Here is a 23,994-nt window from a genome sequence, read left to right as displayed (position 1 = left end):
GGCCGGCGGTTACAAGCAGGCCATCCCCCCTCCCGGCATTGCCTTTGCGGCCGGTCCCTGTCAGCTATCGCCCACCGGTCCCCGCGGCCGGTGGGCGAACCAGTTTTGATGTGGATATCCGATGACCGATAGCGACACGCCCCGCATCCTGCTGATCGACGACGAACCGTCGATCCGCGAACCGCTGGGCGAATATCTGACCGCGCAGGGCTTTGCGGTGACCGACGCCGCGAGCGCCGCCGAGGCGCGCTCGGTGCTGCGCGCCCAGACGGTCGATCTCGTCGTCAGCGATATCATGATGCCCGGCGAGGACGGCCTGTCGCTCACGCGCCATCTGCGCGAGACGAGCAATATTCCCGTGATCCTGCTGACCGCGCGCGCGGAGGATACCGAACGGATCATCGGGCTGGAAATCGGCGCCGACGATTATGTCGTCAAACCCTTCAATCCGCGCGAGCTGGTCGCGCGCATCCGCACCGTGCTGCGCCGGACGCAGCAGGGCGGCCGCGCGCTCGACCCGGGCGGCACCTGCTACGCCTTTGGCGACTGGGTGCTGCGCGAGGTCGAGCGGGTGCTCGTCGATGCCGAGGGCAATGAGGTCGCGCTGTCGTCGGGCGAATATCACCTGCTCCACGCGCTGGTGCGCCATCCGCGGCAGGTGATGAGCCGCGACCGCCTGCTCGATCTTGTGCGCGGACGCGAGGCCGATATTTTCGACCGTGCGATCGACAATCTGGTCAGCCGCCTGCGCAAGAAGATCGAGGTCGACGCCGCGCATCCGCAGATCGTCAAGACCGTGTGGGGCGGGGGCTATACGCTCGCGTGCGAAGTCAAGCGCATCGGGCCCGCCGCATGAAGCTGCGCCTGTGGCCCCGCAGCCTGATCGGCCAGCTGGTTTTCGCGGTCGCGGTGGTGCTATTCGTCGCGCAGGCGGTCAACTTCGCGCTGCTCGCGCGCGGCCAGAAACAGCAATCGCTCGCGCATGGCGGCGGCATGGCGGTCGCGCGGATCATCGATGCGATGGACCGGCAGGAGCGCGCGCAAACCGACGTCGAGGCACGACGCAAGGACCGGCGCCGATCGCGCCACGAACCGAAGGTCTGGATCGATACCGTGCCGCCGCCGGTGCCCGGCCGTTCTGTCGCGCTTCCCGACCTCGCGGGCTATGTCGGCAATCTGCTGGCCGAGGCGAATATATCTTCGAAAGGCGTGCAGGCGTGGGCCTTGCCGCAGCCGCCGCGTATCGGGCGGACGCAATTGCCGGGGCGCACCGTGCTCGTCGTTGCCGAGATCGACGGGCGCTTTTACGGCGTGCGCAGCCGCATGCCGGGCGGCGGCAACCGCCTGCAGGGATTCCTGATCTGGCAGACGCTGTCGCTCTATTTCCTGCTTCTGGTTCCGGTCATGCTGATCGCCTGGCGCGCCGCGCGGCCGCTGCGCGACCTGACGCGCGCGGCGCGCGCGAACCCCGCGCTTCGCGATACCACACCGCTCGATGAGGAAGGGCCGTCGGACGTTCGCGACCTGATCAGCGCGTTCAACGCCTATCGCGCGCGCATCGCCGCCATGCTGTCGGACAAGGACCGGATGCTCGGCGCGGTCGGGCACGACCTGCGCACCCCGCTTGCGAGCCTGCGCGTGCGGGTCGAGGGCGTCGAGGACGACCGGCTGCGTGAAAAGATGGTCGCGAGCATCGACGAAATGACCGCGATGCTGAGCGACATATTGGCGCTCGCGCGGTCGGGGTCGGGAACCGAACCACAGGAGCGCGTCCCGCTTCGCGAACTGATCGGCGAGCTTGCAGCCGAATATGCGGAACGCGGCAAGGATGTGACTGCGGTCGGCGTTGCCGACGTCATGGTGCTGGTGCGCCCGATGCTGCTCAAACGCGCGCTGCGCAACCTCGCCGACAATGCGCTCGCCTATGGGCAGCGCGGCCGGCTTTCGGTGACAGCCGAGGCAGGGCGCGCGCGGATAATCGTTTCCGACGACGGGCCGGGCCTGACCGACGAACAGATACGGACCCTCGTCGAACCCTTCGCGCGCGGCGAACAGTCGCGCAACCGCGCGACCGGCGGCGCCGGGTTGGGCCTGTCGATCGCGCGCGAGATCGCCGAAGGCGAGGGCGGGGCGCTGACGCTCAGCAACCGCGCCGGCGGCGGGCTCGATGCGGTGATCGCGCTGCCCGTTCAGGCGTAGATGGCGATCGCCTGGCTGCCGCTGAGCACCGGCTCGCCGGCGCGGTTCCAAAGCATCATATCCTGCACCGACAGGCCGTTGCGCGCATAGCCGGTCTTCGCCGACAGGAGCCACCAGCCGTCGTCGGTTTCGGGCGTGCCGGTGAGCATGTTGACCGTCCAGTTCATCGAGCTGATCGGCCCGAATTCGCTGAACAGCGCCATCGCGGCGGGCGGCAATGCGTCGCCCATCGCGAGCAGCGCGACCGCGGGGTGACAGGCGGGTTCTTCGACGAAGCGCACCCAGGTCAGATATTCGCCGACCTCGCTTTTCCACGCGAAGCGCGGGCCGGTGGTCGGGCGCATGTCGAAATGGCGCGTGAAGCTGGGCCGCGCGTGATGGTCGGGAACCGGCGCGAGCGTTTCAGGATCGGGCGCGTCGGGCATGGCGAGGCGGTTGTGGTCGACGTGGCTCTTGCGGTCGCCCGAAAAGGCGAAGACCGCAGCGGTGCCGAAGCCCTGATCGCTCGACACGCCGGCGTCGATGAACAGCGAGGATTTCGACTGGCGCAACACGCGCGTCTCGACCGTGCAATCGCCGCCGACGGGGCCGACGAAGCTGATCTGCGCATAGCGCAGCGGGGTTTCGGTCGGGTGGAGCGCCATCGTGCCCGCGAGCGCGACCGCCGAGCTGATCCCGCCATAGGCGGTGCGGCCCTGCATCCATCCTTCGTCGATATGCGCCTTCGCTACGCCCTCTTCGGTGCGCAGCGTCGAAAGCAGCGCGTCGAGCGCGCTGGGAGAGGTCGTCATTGGTCTCTTATTCCTCGATCTGGAAAGTCAGTCCGGCGTTGGCGGTCAGCCGTTCGATCAGCGCATCGCCGAGCAATGCGCCCGGCGTCCACACGCCGCCTTCGCCCTTGTTCTCGAGCAGCGCGATACCCGTTTCGGCGAGCATCTTCGACGTCGAGCCATAGCCGGGATCGCGGTCACCCTGGACGCTGGCGCGCACCGATGTGCCGTCCTCATATTCGCCGATGAAGAGGATGTCGTAAAAACCATTCTCGCGCTGTTCCTTGCTCGGCCCTTCGCCGGGCTTGAGCTGCGCATCGCCGAACGGGTTCGCCTTTGCCATCGCCTCGGCCATCGCCTTTCCGGCGTCGCCGATCGTCGTCATCACCATCTCGTCATAGACGAGGTCCGCGCCCCATCGATGGCCGAGCAGGAAATTGGTGCGGTGGACATTCTTGGTGTTGATCGGCGCCATCACGAAGGGCGCGGTCCATGTGCCCGTCGCGCTGTCATATTCGGGGATCAGTCCGGTCGGTTGCGACGGTCCCTCGAAGCCCGGGGTCAGCGCGAAGGAGGATTTGAGCAGCAGCGCGAGCGACGGCTTTTTCGCGATGGCTTTCAGCGTTTCGGTGAGGCTGGCGACCGTGCCGCCCGATGCGCCGCCGGCCATCTTGCGGACGCGGCCCTTGACGCGCGGCGCGGGCTTGCCGTGGCGCTTCACCGCTTCGGCTTGCAGGAACAGCACGCCGAGGTCGAAGGGGATCGAGTCGAACCCGCAGCTGAAGGTGATGCGCGCACCCGACGCTTTTGCGGCGTCCTGATGTTCGTCGATCATCTCGCGCATCCAGCCGGGTTCGCCGCAAAGGTCGGCATAGGCAGTGCCCGCGCGGACGCAGGCGGCGACGAGTTCGCTGCCGTAAAGCTGGTACGGGCCGACGGTGGTGAGCACGACCTGCGTGCTCGCAGCCATCGTGTCGAGGCTTGCGGGGTCGCTCGCGTCGGCGACGATCAGCGGTGTTTCTTCGCTGGCGCCGATCAGGTCGCGCACCTCGGCGAGCTTGTCGAGGCTGCGCCCCGCCATCGCCCATTTGGGCGCATCCTTGCGATCCTTGTAGTGATGCGCGAGATATTCGGCGACGAGGCGTCCGGTGAAGCCGGTCGCGCCATAGACGATGATATCGAGATCGCGGTTCCCCGCCATGGCCATCCTCCCTTTACGTAAACGTCAAGGAGAGGCTAGCGCAGGCGGAGAAGCTTGCCAAGCACGAAGGCCTAACGGCGCCAGAAGGGACGTTTTTCGACCACATCGGGGGTTCCGATCGCTTCCGCACGGCCCTCGGCGCGCGCGGCGCGGAGTTCGGCGTCGGTCGCATGCTGCTGTGCGCGGTGCGCGGCAAGCTCGTCGCGGCGACGCGCACGCAGCGCGTCGTAGCTCCAGCGCGTGTGGCCATAGCCGAACAGGCAGAGCAGGCCGCCGGCGATCGCCAGATTCTTCATCGCCGCCATCGCCTGCACCGGGTCGGTGAACTCACGGTGGAAGAAAAGGATCGTGGCGAGCACGAAGCCGGCGAGCAGGATCGAAACGAGGCGGACGGCGATTCCGAGCGCGATGCAGACGCCCGCGACCAGTTCGAACAGCCCGACCGGGATGGCGAGCCCGCCGGGCAGGCCGCTGGCGGAAATCATCGCGCTGGTGTCGCTGACATGGATCAGCTTGTTGATTCCCGACACGACGAAAATCACCGCGATGAAGAGGCGGCCGATGAAGACGGCGATCATGGACATGGGCATTCCTTTCCCTGGCGCGCCCCGTCCGCTTGTGCAGACAGGACGCGCGGGAAGGCGGTCGGGTTCCGCCTAGCGCGGTGTGAAGGTCAGCGACGCCACCTCGCAACCGCCGCAATCGAGCGCGCGGAGCGTTGCGGTGCCGGGCCCGGCGGGCAGGTCGATATCGGCGAGTCTGACCTCCTGCCACGCCGCGCCGGCGGGGATCGCGACGCCGCGCTCGTCGATGCCGATGCGGCCGCCTTTTGCCGAGCGGACGCGCGCGGAGACGGTCCAGCGGCCGGCCTTTGCGACATTCGCGCTGTAGCGCATGAACTCGCCGGTGACGAAGTCGCTGACATAGGGGGTGCCGTCCGCGGCGCGCGCGATGTCAACACCATCGTTGCGATAGGTCGTGCCGTTGTTCCACGGCGTGCGTTCGCCGCCGGTCGCGACGTGATAATTGGCGTCTACGCTGTCGTGGTAGGCGACACCCGGCGCGCCGAGGTCGTAATCGGCGGCGGCGATGGTCAGCGGTTTTGCGTCCAGCGCGCGCGCGACAAACGGCTTGTAGCGCGCGTCGTGCGGCTGGCGGAGCATTGCATCGATAACGTCGGGTTTGGGGATGTTCCGGTCAAAGCGGGTGTTCTCTGCGAGTTGCATCATGGCGGCGAAGGCTTCGTCGGCGCCGGGTTTCGGGCCCTTGCCGGTCATCCATGCCACGATCTGCATCCAGCCGTCGCCGGCGACGATTTCGAGCGGTTGGTTGAAGCCGATTTTCTTCCATGGCCAGAAATTCCAGCCGATGCCGTCGCCCTCGACGAGCGCGATCGCGTCGCGATACCAGCCATTGCTGTTCTCGCCCGACTCGCCGAGCCAGATCGGGCGGTTGGTGCGGGTGCGCAGCGCCTTGATCTCGGCGATGCTCGCTTCGTCGTTGCGGTTCCAGTATTTATGAAAGCTCAGCACCATATTGGCGTCCCACACGGGCGGCAGTCCCTTGTAATTATTGCCCCAGCAATTGCCCTCGATGATCACGATATGCTGCTTGTCGACCTTGCGGATCGCGGCGGTGATCCGCTGTTGCAGGCTCCAGACCGCCTTATTCTCGGTCTCGTCGCAGCCATTACCCTTGCCGGGCGTGGCGAAGCTCCAGTTCGGCTCGTTGATGAGGTCGTAGGCGCCGATCCACGGCTCGTCCTTGTAGCGCGCGGCGAGTTTGCCCCACAGCGCGACCGTCTTGCGCTGATTCTCTTCGCTTTCCCACAGCGATGGTTTTGCCGGATCGCGGTCGGAGATGGCGAGATCGTTGCCCTGACCGCCGGGCGCGGCGTGGAGGTCGAGGATCAGGTAGATGCGGTGCGCCTTGCTCCATGCGAGCAGGCGGTCGATGCGCGCGAAGCCTTCTTCGTGCCATGTGTCTTCCCCGGCCTTCGGCTCCTTGTCGGCGGGCAGGGTGAGCTGGTCGAAATGGATCGGCAGGCGCACCGAGTTGAAGCCCCATTTCGCCATCGCGGCGATGTCGGCCCCGGTCGTATGATTGTCGAGCCAGGCGCGATAGAATTGCGCCGTGCGCTCCTCGCCGACGAGTTCGACCAGCTTCGCGCGAATCCTGTGCTGCTGCCCGACCTCGCCGAGCTTCAGCATATAGCCTTCCTGCAACATCCAGCCGCCGAGCCCCATGCCGCGCAGGATTACGGGTTTTCCCGAGGCATCGACGATCTGCGTCCCGTCGACTTTCAGCCAGCCTTCGGCGTGTGTAGTGGTCGAGGAAAATAGCGCGGCTAGCGCGAACGCGGCGGTGCGGAGTTTCATGACCTCATCCCCATTTTGCTATTTATGGGAACGTTATCAATTTTGACTGTCAGGGCAAGCGCGATAGCGTCTGTTGCGGGATCAAAGCTTGGGCAGCGTCACGCCCTTTTGCCCCATATATTTACCCGCGCGGTCGGCGTAGCTCGTCTCGCACGGCTCGTTGCCCTGCAGGAAGAGGAACTGGCACGCGCCCTCGTTCGCGTAAATCTTCGCGGGCAGGGGGGTGGTGTTCGAAAATTCGAGCGTCACATGGCCTTCCCAGCCGGGTTCGAGCGGGGTGACGTTCACGATGATGCCGCAGCGCGCATAGGTCGACTTGCCGAGGCAGATGACGAGCACGTCGCGCGGGATGCGGAAATATTCGACCGTGCGCGCCAAGGCAAAACTGTTCGGCGGGATGATGCAGACGTCGGTTTCGCGGTCGACGAAATTCTTGGGGTCGAAATCCTTGGGGTCGACGATCGTCGAATCGACGTTGGTGAAAATCTTGAACTCGGGCGCGACGCGCGCGTCGTATCCGTAGGAGGAAAGGCCGTAGCTGATACAGCCGTCGCGGCGCTGCGCCTCGACAAAGGGTTCGATCATGCCCTGCGTCTGGGCGGCTTCGCGAATCCAGCGGTCGGAAAGAATGGCCATGGTGTCTCTTGTCGGTCCTGTGGGGGTTGCGCAAGCGGTCAGTCGACGAGACCGAGATCCTTGGGCCCGAAGGCTGCGGGAAGCAGCTCGCTGAGCTTGTAGGACTTGACCGCGCTGCCGTCGCCCGACGCGCAGTGGACGAGGATGTCGGTCTTCGACCGCTCGGCCGCTTCATTGAGAACCTGGCGGCAGCGGCCGCACGGGTTGACCGGGTCGCTGCCGATCAGCGCGTCGCCATCGGGGCGGCCGCCGACGATCGCGACCTCGGCGAGTTCGCCGATCCACCCCTCGTTGGCGATCTTCGCGACCGCCGCGGTTTCGGCGCAGAGGGTGAGGCCATAGCTGGCATTTTCTACATTGGCGCCGGTGACGACGTCCCCGTTTTTCAGGAGCAGCGCCGCGCCGACGTGGAAGCCCGAATAGGGGGCGTAGGCGCGGCGCGCCGCGTCGCGGGCGGCGTCGATCAGGGCGTCGCGGGTGTCGGTCATTGCATTTCTCCTTGCGGGCGCAGCACGTTCCAGCCGACGGTGCCGCTGGCGCCCGACAGGCGAACATAGTTGTTTGCCTGCCACATCGCCCAGGGGTGCGCGCCATAATCGGGCTCGAAGAAGTCGCGGCGCAGCCAGGTGGTGCGCGCAATGCCCTCGGTCACCCTGTAATCGCTCTCGAACGCCGGACCGGGGGCAATCAGGCTGCGCTTGCCCATATGCGCCTCGATCTGCGCAAGGAAGGTCGCGAGTTCGGAGAGCAGCAAGGCGCGCGTCGGCCGGTCGGGGCAGCGGTCGTCATAGTCGAGCCAAACGACCGCAGGCAGTGCATCGGCGCGGCGCGGTACATGGCGGATGAAGTTCGCCGCCTGGTCGGTCGCGAGCTGGCAGAGGCTGTAGCGGTGGATCGCGCCCGCCTGTACCCCGGCTTCGCGCGCGGCGGTCATGTTGCGGGTGAATTGCGGGTCGATGCCCGCCGAGCCGTCGGTCCCCATGATGTAGGCGAAGTCGGCGCCGGCCGCCTTGATCGAACCCCAATGGACATCGCCATTGCCGGCGTCGATCGTGACGCCTTGCGTCGGATAGAGCGCGCGGTCGGGAATCCAGCGTGCCGCCCACCAGAGCGCAAGGCCCGCGGCGAGAAGGAGCAAGGCGATGGCAGCACCGATCCGGCGCAGGGTGCGCGCGATCGCGGCGCGCCACGCGCCGGCGGTTTTCGCCGCCTTTCCGCCCCTGATTGCCCCCGTCGCCATCGTCAGCCCTTGATGTGCAGCACGCAGATAAGTGTGAACAGCCTTCGCGCGGTGTCGAAATCGACCGCGATCTTGCCGTCGAGCCGGTCCATCAGCATCTCGGCCGCCTCATTGTGCAGCCCGCGGCGTGCCATGTCGACGGTCTCGATCTGCTGCGCGGTCGAGGTCTTGATCGCCTGATAATAGCTGTCGCAGATCGCGAAATAGTCGCGGATCGGCCGGCGGAAACGGCCGAGGCCGAGGATGATCGCCTCCAGCGGTGAGCCATCTTCGCGCGATATTTCAAAGATCAGCCGACCTTCCTCGACACGCAACATGAGGCGATATGGCCCGGCATAGCCGTCGGGGTGCCCGCGCTGCGGGACGAACTTGTTATCCTCGATCAGGTCGAAGATCGCGACGCGGCGCTCCTGCTCGACATCGGGATTGCGCCAGACGATCGACCCCTCGTCGAGTTCGACCGAAATGATCCGTTGTTTGGAAGGGTCTGCGTCGCTCATGCTGCAAGTGCTTCTACTTGCACGCGCACGAAGGGCAAGGGGGCGACTTATTCACAGCAACCCACAGCTATGATAAGCTGTCGGGCATCGCCTGTTGCGCCGCCCGAAGCGGTACCCCATGAGGGTCGCCATGCCAGAGCTAGCCCTGATTCCGACCCCGGCCAACACCGGGGATGAGCGCCAATTACCCCGCAATATCGAGGCCGAGGCCGCGTTTCTGGGCGCGATCCTGATCGACAACCGAGTCGTCGAGGACCTGCCCGTCGCGCTCAACCCCGAGCATTTCTTCGAACCGCTGCACGGCCGCATCTTCCAGCAGACGATGGCGCTGATCGAGCGCAACAGCATCGCGACCCCGGTGACGCTCAAGCCCTATTTCGAGGCCGACGAGGCGATGAAGGCGGTCGGCGGGGTCGGGTACCTCGCGCAGCTCACCGGCAGCGGCGCCGGCCTGATCGGCGCGCGCGACTTTGCGCGGCAGATTTTCGACCTCGCGCTTCTTCGCGAACTCGCGGGCGTCGGGCGGTCGCTCGTCGACAATGCGCTCGACACCAGCGAACGCGTCGACCCGCAAGCGCAGATCGAAGAAGCCGAAACCGCGCTCTACCGCGTCGCGGGCGGCGAGGCCGAGATGGGGTCCGTCAAGAATTTCAGCCAGGCGAGCCTCGTGGCGTTGCAGGCGGCCGAGCGGGCGCTCAATTCGGGCGGTCACCTGTCGGGGATCACGACGGGTATTTCGAGCATGAACGCCAAGATCGGCGGTATGCACAATTCGGACTTGATGATCCTCGCGGGGCGTCCGGGCATGGGCAAGACCTCGCTCGCGACCAATATCGCGTATAACGCCGCCGAGCGTTTCCGCCGCGACGAGGACGACGGCATCCCGCCCGAAAAGAATATGGGCGCGAAGGTCGCCTTCTTCAGCCTCGAAATGTCCGCCGACCAGCTCGCGACGCGCGTGCTCGCCGAACAATCGGGGGTGTCGGGCGAGGCCCTGCGCATGGGCAAGATCAGCAAGGAGCAGTTCCAGCAACTGAGCCGCGCGGCGCAGCAGCTCCAGACCTTGCCCTTGTTCATCGACGACACGCCCGGCCTGACGATCGCCGGGCTGCGCACCCGCGCACGGCGTTTGCAGCGACGTCATGGCATCGGCTTCGTCATCGTCGACTATCTGCAATTGTTGCAGGGTTCGTCGAAGAGCGGCGACAATCGCGTGCAGGAAATTTCCGAAATTTCACGTGGTTTGAAGACGCTGGCGAAGGAACTTCATGTACCGGTGATGGCGCTGTCGCAGCTCAGCCGTGCGGTCGAAAGCCGCGAGGACAAACGCCCGCAGCTCTCCGACCTTCGCGAATCGGGCTCGATCGAACAGGACGCCGACATGGTGCTCTTTGTGTTCCGCGAGGATTATTATGTCGCGGCGCGCGAACCCAAGCGCCCGGTCGAGGGCGACGATGTGAAGATCCACGCGCAGCACGAGGAATGGGCGGCCGAAATGGAGCGCGTCTTCGGGCTCGCCGAAGTCATCGTCGCGAAATCGCGTCACGGTTCGACCGGCAAGGTGCGTCTGCACTTCGAGGCGAAGACCACGAAATTCAGCGACCTCGCCGACGACAGCATGGCGTTCGAGGATTATGAGTAATTAGCGGTGCCCCTGCGAAGGCAGGGGGCCATCACGAGCGCTCTCGGTCAGAACTGCTCTTTGCAGTACGGACTGGAGATGGGCCCCTGCCTTCGCAGGGGCACACGCCACGCTATATCAGAACGCCGGGTCGTTCGCCGGATCGTCGCCCAGCGGCGTCACTTCGGTGTGGATGCCACACTCGGTCTTGTCCCAGCCGCGCCAGCGGCCCGAGCGCGGGTCTTCGCCCGGCTTGACCTTCGACGTGCACGGCGAGCAGCCGATCGAGGGATAGCCTTCGGCCTCGAGCGGGTGGCGCGGCAGGTCGTGCGCCTCGAAATAGGCGTCGAGTTGGTCGCGCGTCCAGTTGGCGAGCGGATTGAACTTCAGGCGGCCAGTGGTGCCGTCGAGCTCGAAGCGCGCGAGACCCTGCCGCGTCGACGACTGGAAGCCCTTGCGGCCGGTGATCGAGGTGTCGAAATCGGTGAGCGCCTTTTCGAGCGGCTTGACCTTGCGGATTTCGCAGCAGCCGTCGGGGTCGTACGACCAGCGGAGTTCGGTCGCGTCCTTCGCCGCCAGATCTTCGGGATCGGGCGTCAGGTTGACGATGTTGAGCTTCAGCTTCGCCGCCAGTTCGTCGCGATAGGCCAAAGTTTCAGGGAAATGCTTGCCGGTGTCGAGGAACAGCACCGGCATGTCGGGCGCGGCCTGCGCCACAAGGTGGAGCAGCACCGCGCTTTCGGCGCCGAAGCTCGACACGATCGCGCTCTCGCCGAGCAATCCCGCGCCGATCACGCTCGCGACGACCTCGGCCGCGTCCTGGCCGCGAAACAGGTTGTTGAGGCGGATGACGTCGGCCTGCGTGAAGCGCGGCGCGACGTCGATCCGGTCGCGGGTGCGATCTTCGCCGCCTTTGGGGGAAAAGGCGGTCACCTCAGCCATGCCTCAGCTTCCAGATCGGCACCGCGCCGTCGGCGGCGCCCTGATAATGTTCGGGCCAGCGCGACAGCGCCGCTTCGACATCGGCCGGGTTCAGCGCCTTTTCGGCCGCGAACGTGTCGAAGCCGCAGCGTTTCATATAGGCGATCTGGTCGACGAGGACGTCGCCCTGCGCACGCAGCTCGCCCGTGTAGCCCGCCTCGCGCAGGATGCGCGCCGAGGAATAGCCGCGGCCGTCGCGAAACTTGGGGAAGGCGACCTCGATCAACGCGAGCCGGTCGAGATGCGGGATCAGCGCGCGCGCGTCCTCGTCGGGTTCGAGCCGCACTGCGGTCGCGTTCGATTGCGACAGGAAGGCATCGAGGGTGACCGCGGGCTCTTCGCCGTCGCTGTGAATATGCTCAACCATAGATCGCCTCCTTGAAGGGGGCCATGCCGACGCGGCGGAAGGTGTCGACGAAGCGCTCGCCCTCGGCGCGTGTTTCGAGATATTTATCGGTGACGCGCTCGATCGCATCGACGACGCCATCCTCGTCGAAGCCGGGGCCGGTGATCGTACCGAGGCTGACGTCCTCGGCGCCCGATCCACCGAGCGAAAGCTGGTAGTTTTCGGTGCCTTTACGATCGACGCCAAGGATGCCGATGTGGCCGGCGTGGTGGTGCCCGCAGGCGTTTATGCAGCCCGAAATCTTGAGCTTGAGTTCACCCAGTTCCTTCTGGCGGCCAAGGTCAGAGAAGCGCGTCGCGATCTTCTGCGCGACCGGGATCGAGCGCGCGTTGGCGAGGCTGCAATAGTCGAGCCCCGGGCAGGCGATGATATCGCTGATCAGGTCGAGGTTCGGCGTCGCGAGCCCTGCGGCGTCGAGCGCCTGCCAGACGGCGTAGAGATCGGTTTTGCGAACGTGCGGCAGCACGATGTTCTGCGCATGAGTGACGCGCAGTTCATCGTGGCTGTATTTTTCGGCGAGGTCGGCCATCAGGTCGATCTGCGCCGAACTGGCGTCGCCGGGGATGCCGCCGACGGGTTTCAGGCTGATGTTGACGATCGCATGGCCCGAAACCTTGTGCTTCGCGACATTCTGGTCGAGCCAGACGGCGAAGTCGGGATCGCTGCGGTCGATGTCGTCGGGCGCCGATGCATCGAGCGGCGGCGGCGCGAACTGCGCGGCGATGCGGTCGAACTCGGCCTTCGGCGGGTCGATGCCGAGCGACTTCACATGCTTGAATTCTTCCTCGACCTGGCGGCGATATTCGTCGGCGCCGAGTTCGTGGATCAGGATCTTGATCCGCGCCTTGTAGATATTGTCGCGGCGGCCATAGCGGTTGTAGACGCGCAGGCACGCCTCGGCGTAGCTCAGCATGTCGTCGAGCGGCACGAAACCCTTGATCAGCGGCGCGATCATCGGGGTGCGGCCCATGCCGCCGCCGACGTAGAAGGCGGCGCCGTGCTGCCCGTCCTTCTCGACGATCTGGATGCCGATATCGTGGAGGCGCATCGCGGCGCGATCCTCGTCGGCGGCGATCACCGCGATCTTGAACTTGCGCGGCAGGTAGCTGAATTCGGGGTGAAAGCTCGACCATTGGCGGAGCAGTTCGGCCCACGGACGCGGGTCGGTGATCTCGTCGGCGGCGGCACCCGCCCACTGGTCCGAGCTGATGTTGCGGATGCAATTGCCGCTCGTCTGGATCGCGTGCATCTCGACCGAGGCGAGGTCTTCGAGGATCGCGGGCGCATCTTCCAGCTTGATCCAGTTATACTGGATATTCTGGCGCGTGGTGAAATGGCCGTAATCGCGGTCGTACTTGCGTGCGATATGCGCGAGCATGTGCATCTGGCGGCTGTCGAGCGTGCCATAGGGCACCGCGACGCGCAGCATATAGGCGTGGAGCTGGAGGTAGAGGCCGTTCATCAGCCGCAGCGGCTTGAACTGGTCCTCGGTGATCTCGCCCGCGAGGCGGCGCTTCACCTGATCCGAAAATTCGGCGACACGGGCGGCGACCATCGCATGGTCATATTCGTCATATTTATACATGTCAGATCACCCAGTCGCCGGCCGCAGGATCGGCGGGTTTCAATGTCAGGTCGGGGCGCACGGTCGGACCCAATGCGCGGATGCGGTCCTTGATATGCGCGGGGCGCGGGCCGTCGGGGGTCGCCTCGCCCGCGATGATATAGGGCGCGTTGACGCGGCGCGCGCCTTCCTCGGCGGCAAGGATTGCCTCGCCCGCCTCGCCGACGTCGGCGGCGTCCTCGATGTGCAGCGACCAGTCGGCCCCCGTCCACCAGGTGACAAATCCTGTTTTCAGGTCGTGGCCCGTGAGCAGCTTCATGTGAAATCCCTTATTTGAGCGGCGACGCCCGGCGTGCCGAGGCAGTCGAGCGCGTCGGCGCGCGCCGCGACCTTGCCGACGATGATGAGCGCGGGGCTTTGGACTTTCTCGCGTGCGACAAGGTCGCCGAGATCGGTCAGGAGCGTGCGGAGAACGCGGGCGTCGGCGGTGGTGCCGCGCTCGACGACCGCGACGGGCAGATCGGGAGAAACGCCGTCGGCGATCAGCTTGTCGGCGATCGCGGTGGCGGTTGCGAGACCCATGTAGATGACGAGGGTGCGGCCGTGGCCTGCGAGCCCCGACCAGTCCTGATCGGTGAGGTCCTTGCACTGGCCGGCGACGAAGCTGACCGCGCTTGCATCCTCACGGTGGGTGAGGGGGAGGCCCGCCTGTGCGGCGCAGCCCGCCGCCGCGGTGATGCCGGGGACGACCTCGCAGGCGACGCCCGCTTCACGCGCGGCATCGAGTTCCTCGCCGCCGCGGCCGAAGATGAAGGGGTCGCCGCCCTTGAGGCGCACGACCTGCTTGCCGGCGAGCGTTTCGCGCACGAGCAGTTCGTTGATCAGTTCCTGCTTCATCGTGTGGCGGCTGCGCTGCTTCGCGACGCTGATCCGCTCGACATGCGGCGGGATCAGCGCGAGCACGCCGTCGCCGACGAGCCCGTCATGGACGACGAGATCGGCCGATTCCAGGAGTCGCGCGGCGCGCAGCGTCAGCAGGTCGGGATCACCGGGACCGGCGCCGACGAGCCACAATTTGCCCGCAGGAGGGAGAGTCTTTTCCATCGAGCGTAGATGGGCCGGGGCCGCCCGCATGGCAAAGCAGGCTTTTTTGACACCGGTGAAGGTAAAATTGGGGTGGCTTAAAGATACTTCTTCGTCACGAGTTGCGAGCCCTCGGGATCACGCAATCCGACGCCGATCGATGCGCGCATCGCGTCGCTTTCCGAGCTTGCGACGGGATAGGCGCAATAGTCGGCGGCGTAGAAGGCGCTCGGCCGGTGATTGCCCGAAAGGCCGATGCCGCCGAAGGGCGCGGCCGACGAGGCGCCGTTCGTGGGGCGGTTCCAGTTGATTACGCCCGCGCGGGCATTGGCCCAGAACTGGTCATAAAGCTGCGGCGTGCCGCCGATCAGCGACGCCGACAGGCCGAAGGCGGTGTTGTTCGCCTCGGCGATCGCGGCCTCGAATGTGTCCACGCGGATGACCTGGAGCAGCGGGCCGAACAGCTCGATATCGGGGCGTTCGGGCATCGCGGTGACGTCGATGATACCGGGCGTCAGGAACGGGCGGCCCGCGACCGGGCGCGTCATGTGGCGGATCACCTGACCGCCGTTCGACATCAGGATCAGGAAGCTTTCGGTCAGCCCGTCGGCGGCTTCATTGTCGATCACCGGCCCCATATAGGGTGCGGGATCGGCGTGGGGATGATCGACGATCAGCCGGTTCGCGAGGTCGCGGACCTCCTCGATCAGCTTGTCGGCGAGGGTGTCACGGACGATCAGGCGGCGGGCGTTGCTGCACCGTTGCCCGGCGCTGAGGAAGGCCGACTGGACGACGAGCACCGCGGCGGTGCGGATGTCGGCGGTGTCCCACACGACGATCGGGTTGTTGCCGCCCATTTCGAGCGCGAGCATCTTGCCCGGCTGGCCCGCGAATTGCCGGTTGAGCGCGAGCCCGGTGCGCGCCGATCCGGTGAAGAGCAGCCCGTCGATGCCCGGGTGGCCCGCAAGCGCCTTGCCGGTTTCGGGGCCGCCGATGACGAGGCGGAGCACCTCTTCGGGCACGCCGGCGCTGTGAAACAGTTCGACGAGCCTGGCACCCACCGCGGGGGTCTTTTCCGACGGTTTGAAGACGACCGAATTGCCGGCGATCAGCGCCGGGACGATATGGCCGTTCGGCAGGTGCGCAGGGAAATTATAAGGGCCAAGAACCGCGAGCGCGCCGTGCGGTTTGTGGCGCACCGCGTTGCGCAGCCCCATCGCGCCTTCGATCCGCCGGTTCGGGGTACGCTCGGCATAGGCGGTGACCGAAATATTGACCTTGTTCGCGACCGATTCGACCTCGGTGCGCGCTTCCCACAGCGGCTTCCCGGTCTCGCGCGCGATCAGGTCGGCCAGCGCTTCGCCCTCGGCCTTCACCCGGTCGACGAAGCGGCGCAGCGTTTCGGTGCGGAAGGTGACGGGCTTTGCCGCCCATTCGGGCCATGCGCGACGGGCGATCTCCACCTCGGCATCGACGTCGCTGACCGGCCCGCGCCACAGCTCTTCGCCGGTTGCGGGTTCGAAGGAAATCAGGGGCTCGCTCATGGTCGTCCGCGTCTTATCGGCGAAAGCGGGCAGGGGCAACCTGCGCCGCGCCCGCGCCACGGATTGCTTGCGCCGCGCGGCGTCGTTGGCGATAGACAGCGGCGAGTCCCGCGTGCGGGATATGATCGATATGCTAAGCAAGGGGACCCGCCATTCTGGCAAAGCAGGACAGCCGCCGCGACTGGTCGGACCAATATTGGTGGTCGTCCGACGGCGTCCGGCTGCACGCGCGCGTCTATGCGGGCCCCGACGGCAGCGAAGAGGCGCCGCCGATCCTGTGCATGCCCGGTCTCGCGCGCAATGCCCGCGATTTCGAGGCGCTGGCGCCGCATGTCGCGCAATATCGCAAGGTGATCGTGATCGAATTTCGCGGCCGCGGCGAAAGCGCCTATGCCAAGGATCCGATGACCTATGTCCCGCTGACCTATGTGCAGGATGTCGTCGCGCTGCTCGACGAGATGGAGATCGAACGGTTCGCGGCGATCGGCACCTCGCTTGGCGGGCTCGTCGCGATGCTGATGGCAGCGACGCTGCCGGGGCGGCTCGTCGGCGCGGTGCTCAACGATGTCGGGCCCGAACTCCAGGCGTCCGGGCTCGAACGGATCCGCGATTATATCGGCGCGGGCGGCAGCCAACCGACTTGGATGCACGCCGCGCGCGCCTTTGCCGAACTCAACGGTGCGGTCTATCCGGGCTATGGCCTTCACGACTGGCTGCGGCTGACCAAGCGCACGCACAAGCTGACCCCCGAGGGACGCATCGTCACCGATTATGACAAGCAGATCGCGGCGCCGCTGCGCGTGCCGAACGGCGGCGATGCCGGGGTCGACCTGTGGCCGGCGTACCGTGCGCTCGGCGACGTGCCGCTGCTGATCCTGCGCGGCGCGCTTTCGGACATTCTCGCGCGAGCGGCGGGCGAGAAGATGGCGGCCGAACTTCCCCGTGCGCGGCTGATCGAGGTGCCGGGCGTCGGCCATGCGCCGACGATGGACGAACCCGAAGCGCGCGCCGCGATCGACGCGTGGGTCGCGGAGCTTCCGCGAGCGTGAGCGCCGACGAGCCCGAGACGCCCTGGCCGATCCGCATCCTGCACCTCCATTCGAGTTTCTCGCTCGGCGGCAAGGAGGCGCGCGCGGTCCGGCTGATGAATTTGATGGGCGACCGGGCGCATCACACGATCCTGTCGGCGATGCCCGAAGCGCTCGGCGCGCGCGACGCGATCGACCCCGGGATTGTCGTCGATTTCCCGAAGGACGCGCCGCCGCTCCACGGCAAGCCTTCGCTTGGCCGTTATCGCAAGCTCGCCGACTATATGACACGGTTCGAACTGGTACTCAGCTATAATTGGGGCGCGATGGACGGGGTGATGGCGCGCCGGGTTCATGTTTCGCGCCTGTGGCACAGCATGCCCTCGCTGATCCATCATGAGGATGGCTTCAACGAGGACGAGAGTGTCCGCCGTAACTGGAAGCGCAACCTCTTCCGGCGCGTCGGGCTGCGCACCGCGCAGTCGGTGATCGTGCCGTCGACGCTGCTCCAGCGGATCGCGACCACGGAATGGGGGGCGGGCGATCGCACCCACCTGATCCGGAACGGAATCGACGTCGCGGCCTATGCGAATGGCCCCTCGGTACCGATCCCGGGCTTCGAACGCCGCGAAGGTGAGGTGGTGATCGGTACCGTCGCGGGGCTGCGCAAGGTCAAGGATCTGCCGCGGCTCGTTCGCGCGGTTGCAAGCCTGCCGCAAAATGTCCGCCTGGTGATCGTCGGCGAGGGCCCCGAACGCGAAGCGATCCGCGCCGGGGCGGCCGCGTGCGGCCTCGCCGATCGCCTTGTGATGCCCGGTTTCATGGCCGAACCCGCGCGCTGGATCGGTCATTTCGATATGCTCGCGCTCTCGTCGCTCAGCGAACAGGCGCCGATCGCGGTGATCGAGGCGATGGCGGCGGGGCTTCCGGTGGTGAGCCCCGCGGTCGGCGATGTCGCGGCGATGGTGTCCGACGCGAACCGGGCGTTCGTGGCGCCCGACGAGGCTGCCTTCCGCGCAGCGCTGGCGCAAATGGCCGAAAGCGCCGCCCTGCGGGCCGATGTCGGAGCCGCCAACCGGCGTGTCGCCGTGGAACGGTTCGACGAATCAAATATGGTCGCCGCTTATGAAAAGCTCTATGCTCGCGGGCTTGAAGGTTATGGGCCGTTTAGCGGCGGATGGGTCGGCTTCGATTGACAAGCGGGCCGAATTTCCGCTTACGCAAGCGGCAATGGGGGCCGGTTCGCAGGCGCGAAGCGGCGGAGAGAGAGAAGGTCTAGAGTGTTCAAAGGTTTGAAGCCCATCCTTTATGGCGGGCGTGAAGTCTGGCCGCTGGTCGAGGGTGGCAAGGGCGTGTCGGCGACCAACCATATGTCGAGCGGCGCCTGGGCCGCCGCGGGCGGTATCGGCACCGTGTCGGCGGTGAACGCCGACAGCTATGACGCCGAAGGCAAGATCATTCCGCAAATCTATCGCGCGCTGACGCGCAAGGAGCGCCACGAGGAACTGATCCAGTACGGGATCGAGGGCGCGGTCGCGCAGGTCAAGCGCGCGTATGACGTGTCGGGCGGCAAGGGCGCGATCAACATCAACGTGCTCTGGGAAATGGGCGGCGCGCAGCAGATCCTCGAAGGTGTGCTCGAACGCACCAAGGGCCTTGTCGCGGGCGTCACCTGCGGCGCGGGCATGCCGTATAAATTGAGCGAAATCGCCGCGCGGCACAATGTCCTCTACCTGCCGATCATCAGCTCGGCGCGCGCCTTCCGCGCGCTGTGGAAGCGCGCCTACAGCAAGGTCCCGCACCTGCTGGGCGCGGTGGTGTATGAAGATCCCTGGCTGGCCGGCGGCCACAACGGCCTTTCGAACGCCGAAGATCCGCTCGTTCCGCAGGATCCCTATCCGCGCGTCGCCGCGGTGCGCGAAACGATGCGCGCCGAGGGGATCGCGGACGAGGTGCCGATCGTGATGGCGGGCGGCGTCTGGTACCTGCGCGACTGGGAAAACTGGATCGACAATCCCGAACTCGGCCAGATCGTCTTCCAGTACGGCACGCGCCCGCTGCTGACCGAGGAAAGCCCGATCCCGCAGCAGTGGAAGGACCGCCTCCGCACGCTCGACGACGGCGACGTGCTGCTCCACCGCTTCTCGCCGACCGGCTTTTATTCGAGTGCGGTGCGCAACCCGTTCCTGCGCGATCTTGAAGCGCGTTCGGAGCGCCAGATCCCCTATTCGAAGCAGGAAGCGGGCGACCATATCGTCCAGCTCGACGTCGGGGTGAAGGGCAAGAATTTCTGGGTCACCCCGCACGACCGCGCCCGCGCGCGCGACTGGTTCGCCGAAGGCTATACCGAGGCGCTGAAGACCCCCGACAACACGGTGGTGTTCGTGACCGAAGCCGACAAGGCCGTGATCCGCAAGGACCAGACCGATTGCATGGGCTGCCTGTCGCATTGCGGCTTTTCGTCGTGGAAGGACCATGACGATTACACCACCGGCTACCTCGCCGATCCGCGCAGCTTCTGCATCCAGAAGACGCTGCAGGACATCGCGCACGGCGGCGATGTCGAGCAGAATCTGATGTTCGCGGGGCATGCCGCGTTCAACTTCAAGACCGATCCCTTTTACTCGAACAACTTCACCCCGACGGTGAAGCAGCTCGTCGACCGGATTCTGACGGGGGATTGATCGCACGATGCCCGGCGAGCTGCCGGCCTATACCGACGCGCATATCAAGGCGGCGCTGCTCGCCGCGGGCGCGTCGGGTACGATCTATTCGCTGGTGATGCCCGAGTCCGAAGCGGCGCTGGCCGCGATCGTCGATGATCGCGACCGCCATTTCGACATGTATCGCGAGCCATGGTCGCAGAAGCAGGACGACATGCACGTCGCCTATTTCGACACATGGACCCGGTGGTCGCGTCCCGTCGTCGATTTTCCGGCCGAGCTGTTTCCCTTCCGCTACCCGACTGCGGGGGCGAGCGAAGGGATTTTCAAGATCATGGCCGAATATCTGGCCACCAGCCGGCGTGACGGCTTCGATCCCTCGATCCATATTTTCGATGGCGAATATGAAGGCTTTCCGGCCTATGCCGCGTCGCTCGGGATAAAGGTCGCCCGTCATGACCGGCAGGAGTGGCGGACCGTGCCGTCCGCCGTGCCCGAAGGGGCCATGTTCTGGATCAGCCAGCCATCGGCGATCGACGGCATGGTCTGGTCGGATTTCCCCGATTTTATCGACCTGATGGCGGCCGAATGCCCCGATGTGTCAGTCATCCCCGACCTGACCTATGTCGGCAGCGTTGCGCGGGCCTTTACCGTCGACCTTCATGCCCCGAACATTCCCGCCTTCGTCATCAGCCACAGCAAGCCCTTCGGCGGCTATTACCACCGGGTGGGCGGCGTCTTTTCGCGGACCGAGCTGTCGTCGCTGTTCGGCAACAAATGGTTCAAGAATCTCCAGTCGCTGGCATGGGCGACGGCGATGATGATGCGTCACGGCGTGTTCGACCTACCGCGGAAATATCGTGCGGTTCAGGAAGAGGCCGCGCGGCGTGTCGGCAGCGCGCTCGGCGTTCCCGCGCTCGCGCCTGCCGACGTGATGCTGCTCGGGATCGCGCCGGCCGACGAAGGACAGAGCGATCTGGTGAAGCAAGTCTTCCGTGGAAGCCGCACGCAACGGGTCGTGCGGTTGTGCCTCACGCCCGGCATGACGTGCCTGATCGATCCCGCCATGGCGCCGATCACCGGGCCGTCGCTGCTGGAATCATGGGCGAATGACGGAGGCGTGGCAGGGTGAAGACCGACACCATTCAATTGCTCGTCGGACCCGATGAAATCCATGACTATGTGAAGCGTCTGTGGTCCGACGGGCCGATCCGCCGGTCGCACGAAAGCGGCGGCGCCGTGTTTCGGCTGATCGAGCGCTTTGCCCGCGTGCCGCGCCTTTTCTATGAAGCATCGAACGAAAAGGCCGAGTGGACGCATTTTTCGGCGTGGTGGGGCGGCATATTGCTGTGCGACTATGCCAATCCGGCGATCCGCGACCTGCGTTACCTGCACGAAATCTATCACGCCGCGAACATGCCGCACATCGCGGGCATCAATCTCGCGACGCTCGAAGCGAAGAATTTCCGGAACGAGCGCGAGGCGAGCACCTATACCGAGATGGCGGTATATCTGGAATTTCCCGAGCTGCGGCCGCTGACCTTCGACCATCCGATCTTCGTCGACCGCTTTCTTTTTCCGGAGGGCGACTATCATAATCCCGATGCGCAGATGCTCGACCGGTGGAAACGCGAACCCGATCAATTGTTTCAGGAGCTTCTCTACGCGCGGATCAGGGTGGTGCTCGCGGCGCCGCACGAAATCGATCCCGACGACCCGCAGATCGTCTGGCTGCGCCGCTATGGCGAGCAGGGCGAGAATTGGCTGAGAGTCTGGAGCAAGCGGTATCAACTCGTCGAGGATGCGATGATCGCGCTCAAACATGATACCGCCCGCGGCGACCGCGAGGGGGCGGCCGCGCGCCACCTCGACTGGTTGCTGTCGGATGCGATTGCCGAACGAAGCGGTATTCCGTTCGCGCAGGAAGCTCTCGCGTTCCGGGCCAAGTTCGACGAACTGATCGCGCTTTATGACAACGCGATGGAAAAGGCGGACCAGACGGCGGTGAAGAACAAGTCGCTGGGCTGACGCCTTTCGGTCAGGCCCAACCCTCCAGCACCTGGTCGGGCGGGCGGTGACCGTCGCACCAGGCGCGGATGTTGGCGATGACCTTTTCGCCCGAGGCTTCGCGGCCCTCGATCGTCGCCGAACCGAGGTGCGGCAGCAGCACGACATTGTCGAGCGCGAGCAGCGCGGGGTCGACCGCGGGTTCGTGCGTATAGACGTCGAGTCCCGCGCCCGCGATGCGGCCGGTCTGGAGCGCCGCGACCAGCGCCTTTTCGTCGACGATCTCGCCGCGGGCGGTGTTGATCAGATAGGCCGTCGGCTTCATCGCGGCGATGCGCGCGGCGTTGACCATCTCATGCGTCTCGCTGGTGTGCGGGCAGTGGATCGTCACGACGTCGCTGATGCGCAGCAGCGTGTCGACGCTCGCGTGATAGCTTGCGCCCAATTCCTCCTCGATCGCTTCGGGAAGGCGACGGCGGTTGTGATAGTGGATCGACAGGCCGAAGGCGCGTGCGCGGCGCGCGACAGCGAGGCCGATGCGTCCCATGCCGACGATGCCGAGCAATTTGCCGCCGACGCGGTGACCGAGCATCGCGCTCGGCGCCCAGCCGGCCCATTGGCCCGAGCGCATCAATTTCTCGCCCTCGGCGAGGCGGCGCGGGACGCTGAGGATCAACGCCATCGTCATGTCGGCGGTGTCCTCGGTAAAGACGCCCGGCGTGTTCGACACCATGATGCCCTTTGCGCGCGCCGCGGCGAGATCGATATGGTCGACCCCGGCGCCGAAATTGGCGATCAGCTTGAGCCGGTCGCCCGCCGCCGCGAGCACATCGGCGTCGATCTGGTCGGTCACCGTCGGCACGAAGACGTCGCAGTCGGCAACCGCGGCCTTCAGTTGTTCGGTCGAAAAAGCCTCGTCGCGCGCCGACAGCGATACGTCGAACAATTCGGCCATCCGCCCCTCGACATGCGGCATCAGCTGGCGGGTGACGATGACGCGCGGGCGTTTCGGACGGGATGAATCGGGCATGGCCGCCGATAGAGCGCGCCGCGGCACTGCGGTCAAGAGCGAGGGGAGCGAAAGAACCGGGAAAAGCTGGGGATGAACGCAGCCTTTTGCGCGGTGAGCGGTTGAAATGCGGATATGAGTTTGACAAGGCAGAGAGATGACCAGCCGCCAGATATTAGCCGCCGCCGCGTTGATGGCCACCGTGGGACCCGCCGCCGCACAATCCGATGTCGCACTGCCTTACTGGGCATCGATCAACGTCGACGAGGCGCGGATGCGCAAGGGGCCGTCGCCCGACGTTCCGGTGATCTGGGAATATCGGCGCAAGGACCTGCCGGTAAAGGTCGTCGCGCGCTTCGAGACCTGGCGAAAGATCGAGGATCCCGACGGGACGCAGGGCTGGATGGCGGCGCGGCTTTTGAGCCGCACGCGCACCGCGATCGTCACCGGCGAAATCCGCCCGATGCGCGAGGATGCCAGCGTGTCGGCCGCCGTCGCCTATCGCGCCGAACCCGGCGTCGTCGGGCGGATCACCGACTGCAAGAACGGCTGGTGCCTGTTCGATGTCAAGGGCCGCAAGGGCTGGGTCCAGACCGACCATATCTGGGGCGACTGATTTCGCCCTGGCGATCGGCCGGTCGGAATCCTGTCGCCGGGTCAGCTCTTCTTCGGCGTAACCGTCACAGCGGTTCCGTCGGGCGCGGTGGCGGTGAAGCTGCCATCCGCGGCGACGGGTGACAGCGCCCAGCACGCCTCGGCTTCTTCGCCGTCGGGATCGAAGCAATCCTTGCCGTCCTTGTGCGCGAACTTGCCCTTTTTGACGGTCTTTCCTGCAGCATCGAGGTCGGCATAGGTTCCGTCGGCGTTGATAATCGTCGAAGCCGCCGTGCCGTCGGCCATTTTGACGTCGTAGGTGCCCGGTGCGGTTCCCGGATTGGCAGCCGGCGCGGGCGCTGCCGTTTCGGTCGGCGCCGCGGTGGCATCCTTCGACTCTTCGGCTTTTTGCGAACAGGCCGACAGGGCGGCGAGCGCGGCAAGCAGAACCAGCTTTTTCATGTCGATTTCTCCCGACAACAAGGGGCGCAGGTTATGCCTTTCGCGAGGGGGCAGCAACGACAATCGCGGGGCGGCAAAAAGGGCCGATGGTTGCCCACCGACCCTCTT

At 65.9% G+C, this 23,994-nt stretch carries 25 protein-coding genes; 9 read left to right on the top strand and 16 right to left on the bottom strand.

The annotated features are described in order from the left end of the window. Nucleotides 1–121 precede the first annotated feature (121 nt). Nucleotides 122–856: a response regulator gene (locus ACIPPQ_RS08060; RefSeq protein ID WP_446543611.1), complete on the top strand. Its 735-nt coding sequence runs from the start codon at nt 122–124 to the stop codon at nt 854–856. Further along, the gene (locus tag ACIPPQ_RS08055) at nt 853–2,199 is read left to right on the top strand and encodes an ATP-binding protein (protein ID WP_446543610.1); all 1,347 of its coding nucleotides are present in this window, start codon (nt 853–855) and stop codon (nt 2,197–2,199) included. Before ACIPPQ_RS08060 ends, ACIPPQ_RS08055 begins: the two co-directional genes overlap by 4 nt. Here the strand turns inward: ACIPPQ_RS08055 and ACIPPQ_RS08050 are convergent. The 8 genes from ACIPPQ_RS08050 to ACIPPQ_RS08015 form a co-directional block, all read right to left on the bottom strand. Beyond that, the gene (locus ACIPPQ_RS08050; RefSeq protein WP_446543609.1) at nt 2,190–2,990 is read right to left on the bottom strand and encodes an acyl-CoA thioesterase; all 801 of its coding nucleotides are present in this window, start codon (nt 2,988–2,990) and stop codon (nt 2,190–2,192) included. The two genes, ACIPPQ_RS08055 and ACIPPQ_RS08050, sit on opposite strands and share 10 nt — an antisense overlap. 7 nt (nt 2,991–2,997) lie before the next feature. Further along, a complete protein-coding gene (locus ACIPPQ_RS08045) occupies nt 2,998–4,170 on the bottom strand; it encodes a saccharopine dehydrogenase family protein (RefSeq protein ID WP_446543608.1) in 1,173 nt (390 codons plus the stop codon). Nucleotides 4,171–4,241: 71 nt separating this feature from the next. After that, a complete protein-coding gene (locus tag ACIPPQ_RS08040) occupies nt 4,242–4,754 on the bottom strand; it encodes a DoxX family protein (protein WP_446543607.1) in 513 nt (170 codons plus the stop codon). 72 nt (nt 4,755–4,826) lie between these two features. Continuing rightward, nucleotides 4,827–6,548: a cellulase family glycosylhydrolase gene (locus ACIPPQ_RS08035; RefSeq protein ID WP_446543606.1), complete on the bottom strand. Its 1,722-nt coding sequence runs from the start codon at nt 6,546–6,548 to the stop codon at nt 4,827–4,829. 81 nt (nt 6,549–6,629) lie between these two features. After that, entirely contained in the window at nt 6,630–7,184 is a 555-nt protein-coding gene (dcd, locus tag ACIPPQ_RS08030) for a dCTP deaminase (RefSeq protein WP_093512738.1), read from the bottom strand. 38 nt (nt 7,185–7,222) lie between these two features. Next, the gene (locus ACIPPQ_RS08025; protein ID WP_446543605.1) at nt 7,223–7,672 is read right to left on the bottom strand and encodes a cytidine deaminase; all 450 of its coding nucleotides are present in this window, start codon (nt 7,670–7,672) and stop codon (nt 7,223–7,225) included. Next, complete coding sequence (locus ACIPPQ_RS08020) at nt 7,669–8,424, bottom strand: glycoside hydrolase family 25 protein (RefSeq protein ID WP_446543604.1); 756 nt, start codon at nt 8,422–8,424, stop codon at nt 7,669–7,671. Before ACIPPQ_RS08020 ends, ACIPPQ_RS08025 begins: the two co-directional genes overlap by 4 nt. Before the next feature lie 2 nt (nt 8,425–8,426). Further along, nucleotides 8,427–8,924: a UPF0262 family protein gene (locus tag ACIPPQ_RS08015; RefSeq protein ID WP_327450408.1), complete on the bottom strand. Its 498-nt coding sequence runs from the start codon at nt 8,922–8,924 to the stop codon at nt 8,427–8,429. A 130-nt stretch (nt 8,925–9,054) separates the two neighbouring features. Here ACIPPQ_RS08015 and ACIPPQ_RS08010 point away from each other — a divergent pair, with 130 nt between their 5' ends. Beyond that, entirely contained in the window at nt 9,055–10,566 is a 1,512-nt protein-coding gene (locus ACIPPQ_RS08010; RefSeq protein WP_446543603.1) for a replicative DNA helicase, read from the top strand. A gap of 117 nt (nt 10,567–10,683) precedes the next feature. Here the strand turns inward: ACIPPQ_RS08010 and ACIPPQ_RS08005 are convergent, their stop codons facing one another. From ACIPPQ_RS08005 to astD, 6 genes are all read right to left on the bottom strand, one after another. After that, nucleotides 10,684–11,487 carry a phosphoadenylyl-sulfate reductase gene (locus tag ACIPPQ_RS08005; RefSeq protein ID WP_446543602.1) on the bottom strand — a complete coding sequence of 268 codons (804 nt, stop codon included), beginning with the start codon at nt 11,485–11,487 and terminating at the stop codon, nt 10,684–10,686. After that, nucleotides 11,480–11,893: a DUF934 domain-containing protein gene (locus tag ACIPPQ_RS08000; protein WP_446543601.1), complete on the bottom strand. Its 414-nt coding sequence runs from the start codon at nt 11,891–11,893 to the stop codon at nt 11,480–11,482. Before ACIPPQ_RS08000 ends, ACIPPQ_RS08005 begins: the two co-directional genes overlap by 8 nt. Then, nucleotides 11,886–13,517 carry a nitrite/sulfite reductase gene (locus ACIPPQ_RS07995; RefSeq protein WP_446543600.1) on the bottom strand — a complete coding sequence of 544 codons (1,632 nt, stop codon included), beginning with the start codon at nt 13,515–13,517 and terminating at the stop codon, nt 11,886–11,888. Before ACIPPQ_RS07995 ends, ACIPPQ_RS08000 begins: the two co-directional genes overlap by 8 nt. A 1-nt stretch (nt 13,518) precedes the next feature. Then, the gene (locus ACIPPQ_RS07990) at nt 13,519–13,815 is read right to left on the bottom strand and encodes a DUF2849 domain-containing protein (RefSeq protein WP_446543599.1); all 297 of its coding nucleotides are present in this window, start codon (nt 13,813–13,815) and stop codon (nt 13,519–13,521) included. Continuing rightward, the gene (gene cobA, locus ACIPPQ_RS07985) at nt 13,812–14,600 is read right to left on the bottom strand and encodes a uroporphyrinogen-III C-methyltransferase (RefSeq protein ID WP_446543598.1); all 789 of its coding nucleotides are present in this window, start codon (nt 14,598–14,600) and stop codon (nt 13,812–13,814) included. The genes ACIPPQ_RS07990 and cobA overlap by 4 nt, the downstream gene beginning before the upstream one ends. 77 nt (nt 14,601–14,677) lie before the next feature. Beyond that, nucleotides 14,678–16,123 carry a succinylglutamate-semialdehyde dehydrogenase gene (astD, locus tag ACIPPQ_RS07980; RefSeq protein ID WP_446543597.1) on the bottom strand — a complete coding sequence of 482 codons (1,446 nt, stop codon included), beginning with the start codon at nt 16,121–16,123 and terminating at the stop codon, nt 14,678–14,680. Nucleotides 16,124–16,278: 155 nt separating this feature from the next. Between astD and ACIPPQ_RS07975 the strand changes: the two genes are divergently transcribed. From ACIPPQ_RS07975 to ACIPPQ_RS07955, 5 genes are all read left to right on the top strand, one after another. Further along, nucleotides 16,279–17,172 carry an alpha/beta fold hydrolase gene (locus ACIPPQ_RS07975; RefSeq protein WP_446543974.1) on the top strand — a complete coding sequence of 298 codons (894 nt, stop codon included), beginning with the start codon at nt 16,279–16,281 and terminating at the stop codon, nt 17,170–17,172. Then, complete coding sequence (locus ACIPPQ_RS07970) at nt 17,169–18,347, top strand: glycosyltransferase family 4 protein (protein ID WP_446543596.1); 1,179 nt, start codon at nt 17,169–17,171, stop codon at nt 18,345–18,347. The genes ACIPPQ_RS07975 and ACIPPQ_RS07970 overlap by 4 nt, the downstream gene beginning before the upstream one ends. Nucleotides 18,348–18,431: 84 nt before the next feature. Continuing rightward, complete coding sequence (locus ACIPPQ_RS07965; protein WP_446543595.1) at nt 18,432–19,835, top strand: NAD(P)H-dependent flavin oxidoreductase; 1,404 nt, start codon at nt 18,432–18,434, stop codon at nt 19,833–19,835. Nucleotides 19,836–19,842: 7 nt separating this feature from the next. Next, nucleotides 19,843–20,946 (top strand): hypothetical protein, encoded by a 1,104-nt coding sequence (locus ACIPPQ_RS07960; RefSeq protein ID WP_446543594.1) that lies wholly within the window; start codon nt 19,843–19,845, stop codon nt 20,944–20,946. After that, on the top strand, nt 20,943–21,842 hold the full coding sequence (locus ACIPPQ_RS07955; RefSeq protein WP_446543593.1) for a hypothetical protein: 900 nt from the start codon (nt 20,943–20,945) through the stop codon (nt 21,840–21,842). Before ACIPPQ_RS07960 ends, ACIPPQ_RS07955 begins: the two co-directional genes overlap by 4 nt. Before the next feature lie 10 nt (nt 21,843–21,852). Here ACIPPQ_RS07955 and ACIPPQ_RS07950 read toward each other — a convergent pair whose 3' ends face one another. Beyond that, complete coding sequence (locus tag ACIPPQ_RS07950; protein WP_446543592.1) at nt 21,853–22,851, bottom strand: 2-hydroxyacid dehydrogenase; 999 nt, start codon at nt 22,849–22,851, stop codon at nt 21,853–21,855. A gap of 136 nt (nt 22,852–22,987) precedes the next feature. Between ACIPPQ_RS07950 and ACIPPQ_RS07945 the strand changes: the two genes are divergently transcribed. Next, entirely contained in the window at nt 22,988–23,446 is a 459-nt protein-coding gene (locus ACIPPQ_RS07945) for an SH3 domain-containing protein (RefSeq protein ID WP_446543591.1), read from the top strand. A gap of 41 nt (nt 23,447–23,487) precedes the next feature. Here ACIPPQ_RS07945 and ACIPPQ_RS07940 read toward each other — a convergent pair whose 3' ends face one another. Further along, entirely contained in the window at nt 23,488–23,886 is a 399-nt protein-coding gene (locus ACIPPQ_RS07940) for a hypothetical protein (RefSeq protein WP_446543590.1), read from the bottom strand. Between the last annotated feature and the right edge of the window lie 108 nt (nt 23,887–23,994).

The sequence above is a fragment of the Sphingopyxis sp. LARHCG72 genome, assembly GCF_052871675.1.
This window is presented reverse-complemented; position numbering and strand designations above follow the sequence as displayed.

Bases quoted from the DNA above. Each gene is read 5' to 3' on its own strand.
- ACIPPQ_RS08060 (WP_446543611.1), top strand. From the start codon at position 122: ATGACCGATAGCGACACGCCCCGCATCCTGCTGATCGACGACGAACCG.
- ACIPPQ_RS08055 (WP_446543610.1), top strand. From the start codon at position 853: ATGAAGCTGCGCCTGTGGCCCCGCAGCCTGATCGGCCAGCTGGTTTTC.
- ACIPPQ_RS08050 (WP_446543609.1), bottom strand. From the start codon at position 2,990: ATGACGACCTCTCCCAGCGCGCTCGACGCGCTGCTTTCGACGCTGCGC.
- ACIPPQ_RS08045 (WP_446543608.1), bottom strand. From the start codon at position 4,170: ATGGCGGGGAACCGCGATCTCGATATCATCGTCTATGGCGCGACCGGC.
- ACIPPQ_RS08040 (WP_446543607.1), bottom strand. From the start codon at position 4,754: ATGTCCATGATCGCCGTCTTCATCGGCCGCCTCTTCATCGCGGTGATT.
- ACIPPQ_RS08035 (WP_446543606.1), bottom strand. From the start codon at position 6,548: ATGAAACTCCGCACCGCCGCGTTCGCGCTAGCCGCGCTATTTTCCTCG.
- dcd (WP_093512738.1), bottom strand. From the start codon at position 7,184: ATGGCCATTCTTTCCGACCGCTGGATTCGCGAAGCCGCCCAGACGCAG.
- ACIPPQ_RS08025 (WP_446543605.1), bottom strand. From the start codon at position 7,672: ATGACCGACACCCGCGACGCCCTGATCGACGCCGCCCGCGACGCGGCG.
- ACIPPQ_RS08020 (WP_446543604.1), bottom strand. From the start codon at position 8,424: ATGGCGACGGGGGCAATCAGGGGCGGAAAGGCGGCGAAAACCGCCGGC.
- ACIPPQ_RS08015 (WP_327450408.1), bottom strand. From the start codon at position 8,924: ATGAGCGACGCAGACCCTTCCAAACAACGGATCATTTCGGTCGAACTC.
- ACIPPQ_RS08010 (WP_446543603.1), top strand. From the start codon at position 9,055: ATGCCAGAGCTAGCCCTGATTCCGACCCCGGCCAACACCGGGGATGAG.
- ACIPPQ_RS08005 (WP_446543602.1), bottom strand. From the start codon at position 11,487: ATGGCTGAGGTGACCGCCTTTTCCCCCAAAGGCGGCGAAGATCGCACC.
- ACIPPQ_RS08000 (WP_446543601.1), bottom strand. From the start codon at position 11,893: ATGGTTGAGCATATTCACAGCGACGGCGAAGAGCCCGCGGTCACCCTC.
- ACIPPQ_RS07995 (WP_446543600.1), bottom strand. From the start codon at position 13,517: ATGTATAAATATGACGAATATGACCATGCGATGGTCGCCGCCCGTGTC.
- ACIPPQ_RS07990 (WP_446543599.1), bottom strand. From the start codon at position 13,815: ATGAAGCTGCTCACGGGCCACGACCTGAAAACAGGATTTGTCACCTGG.
- cobA (WP_446543598.1), bottom strand. From the start codon at position 14,600: ATGGAAAAGACTCTCCCTCCTGCGGGCAAATTGTGGCTCGTCGGCGCC.
- astD (WP_446543597.1), bottom strand. From the start codon at position 16,123: ATGAGCGAGCCCCTGATTTCCTTCGAACCCGCAACCGGCGAAGAGCTG.
- ACIPPQ_RS07960 (WP_446543594.1), top strand. From the start codon at position 19,843: ATGCCCGGCGAGCTGCCGGCCTATACCGACGCGCATATCAAGGCGGCG.
- ACIPPQ_RS07950 (WP_446543592.1), bottom strand. From the start codon at position 22,851: ATGCCCGATTCATCCCGTCCGAAACGCCCGCGCGTCATCGTCACCCGC.
- ACIPPQ_RS07945 (WP_446543591.1), top strand. From the start codon at position 22,988: ATGACCAGCCGCCAGATATTAGCCGCCGCCGCGTTGATGGCCACCGTG.
- ACIPPQ_RS07940 (WP_446543590.1), bottom strand. From the start codon at position 23,886: ATGAAAAAGCTGGTTCTGCTTGCCGCGCTCGCCGCCCTGTCGGCCTGT.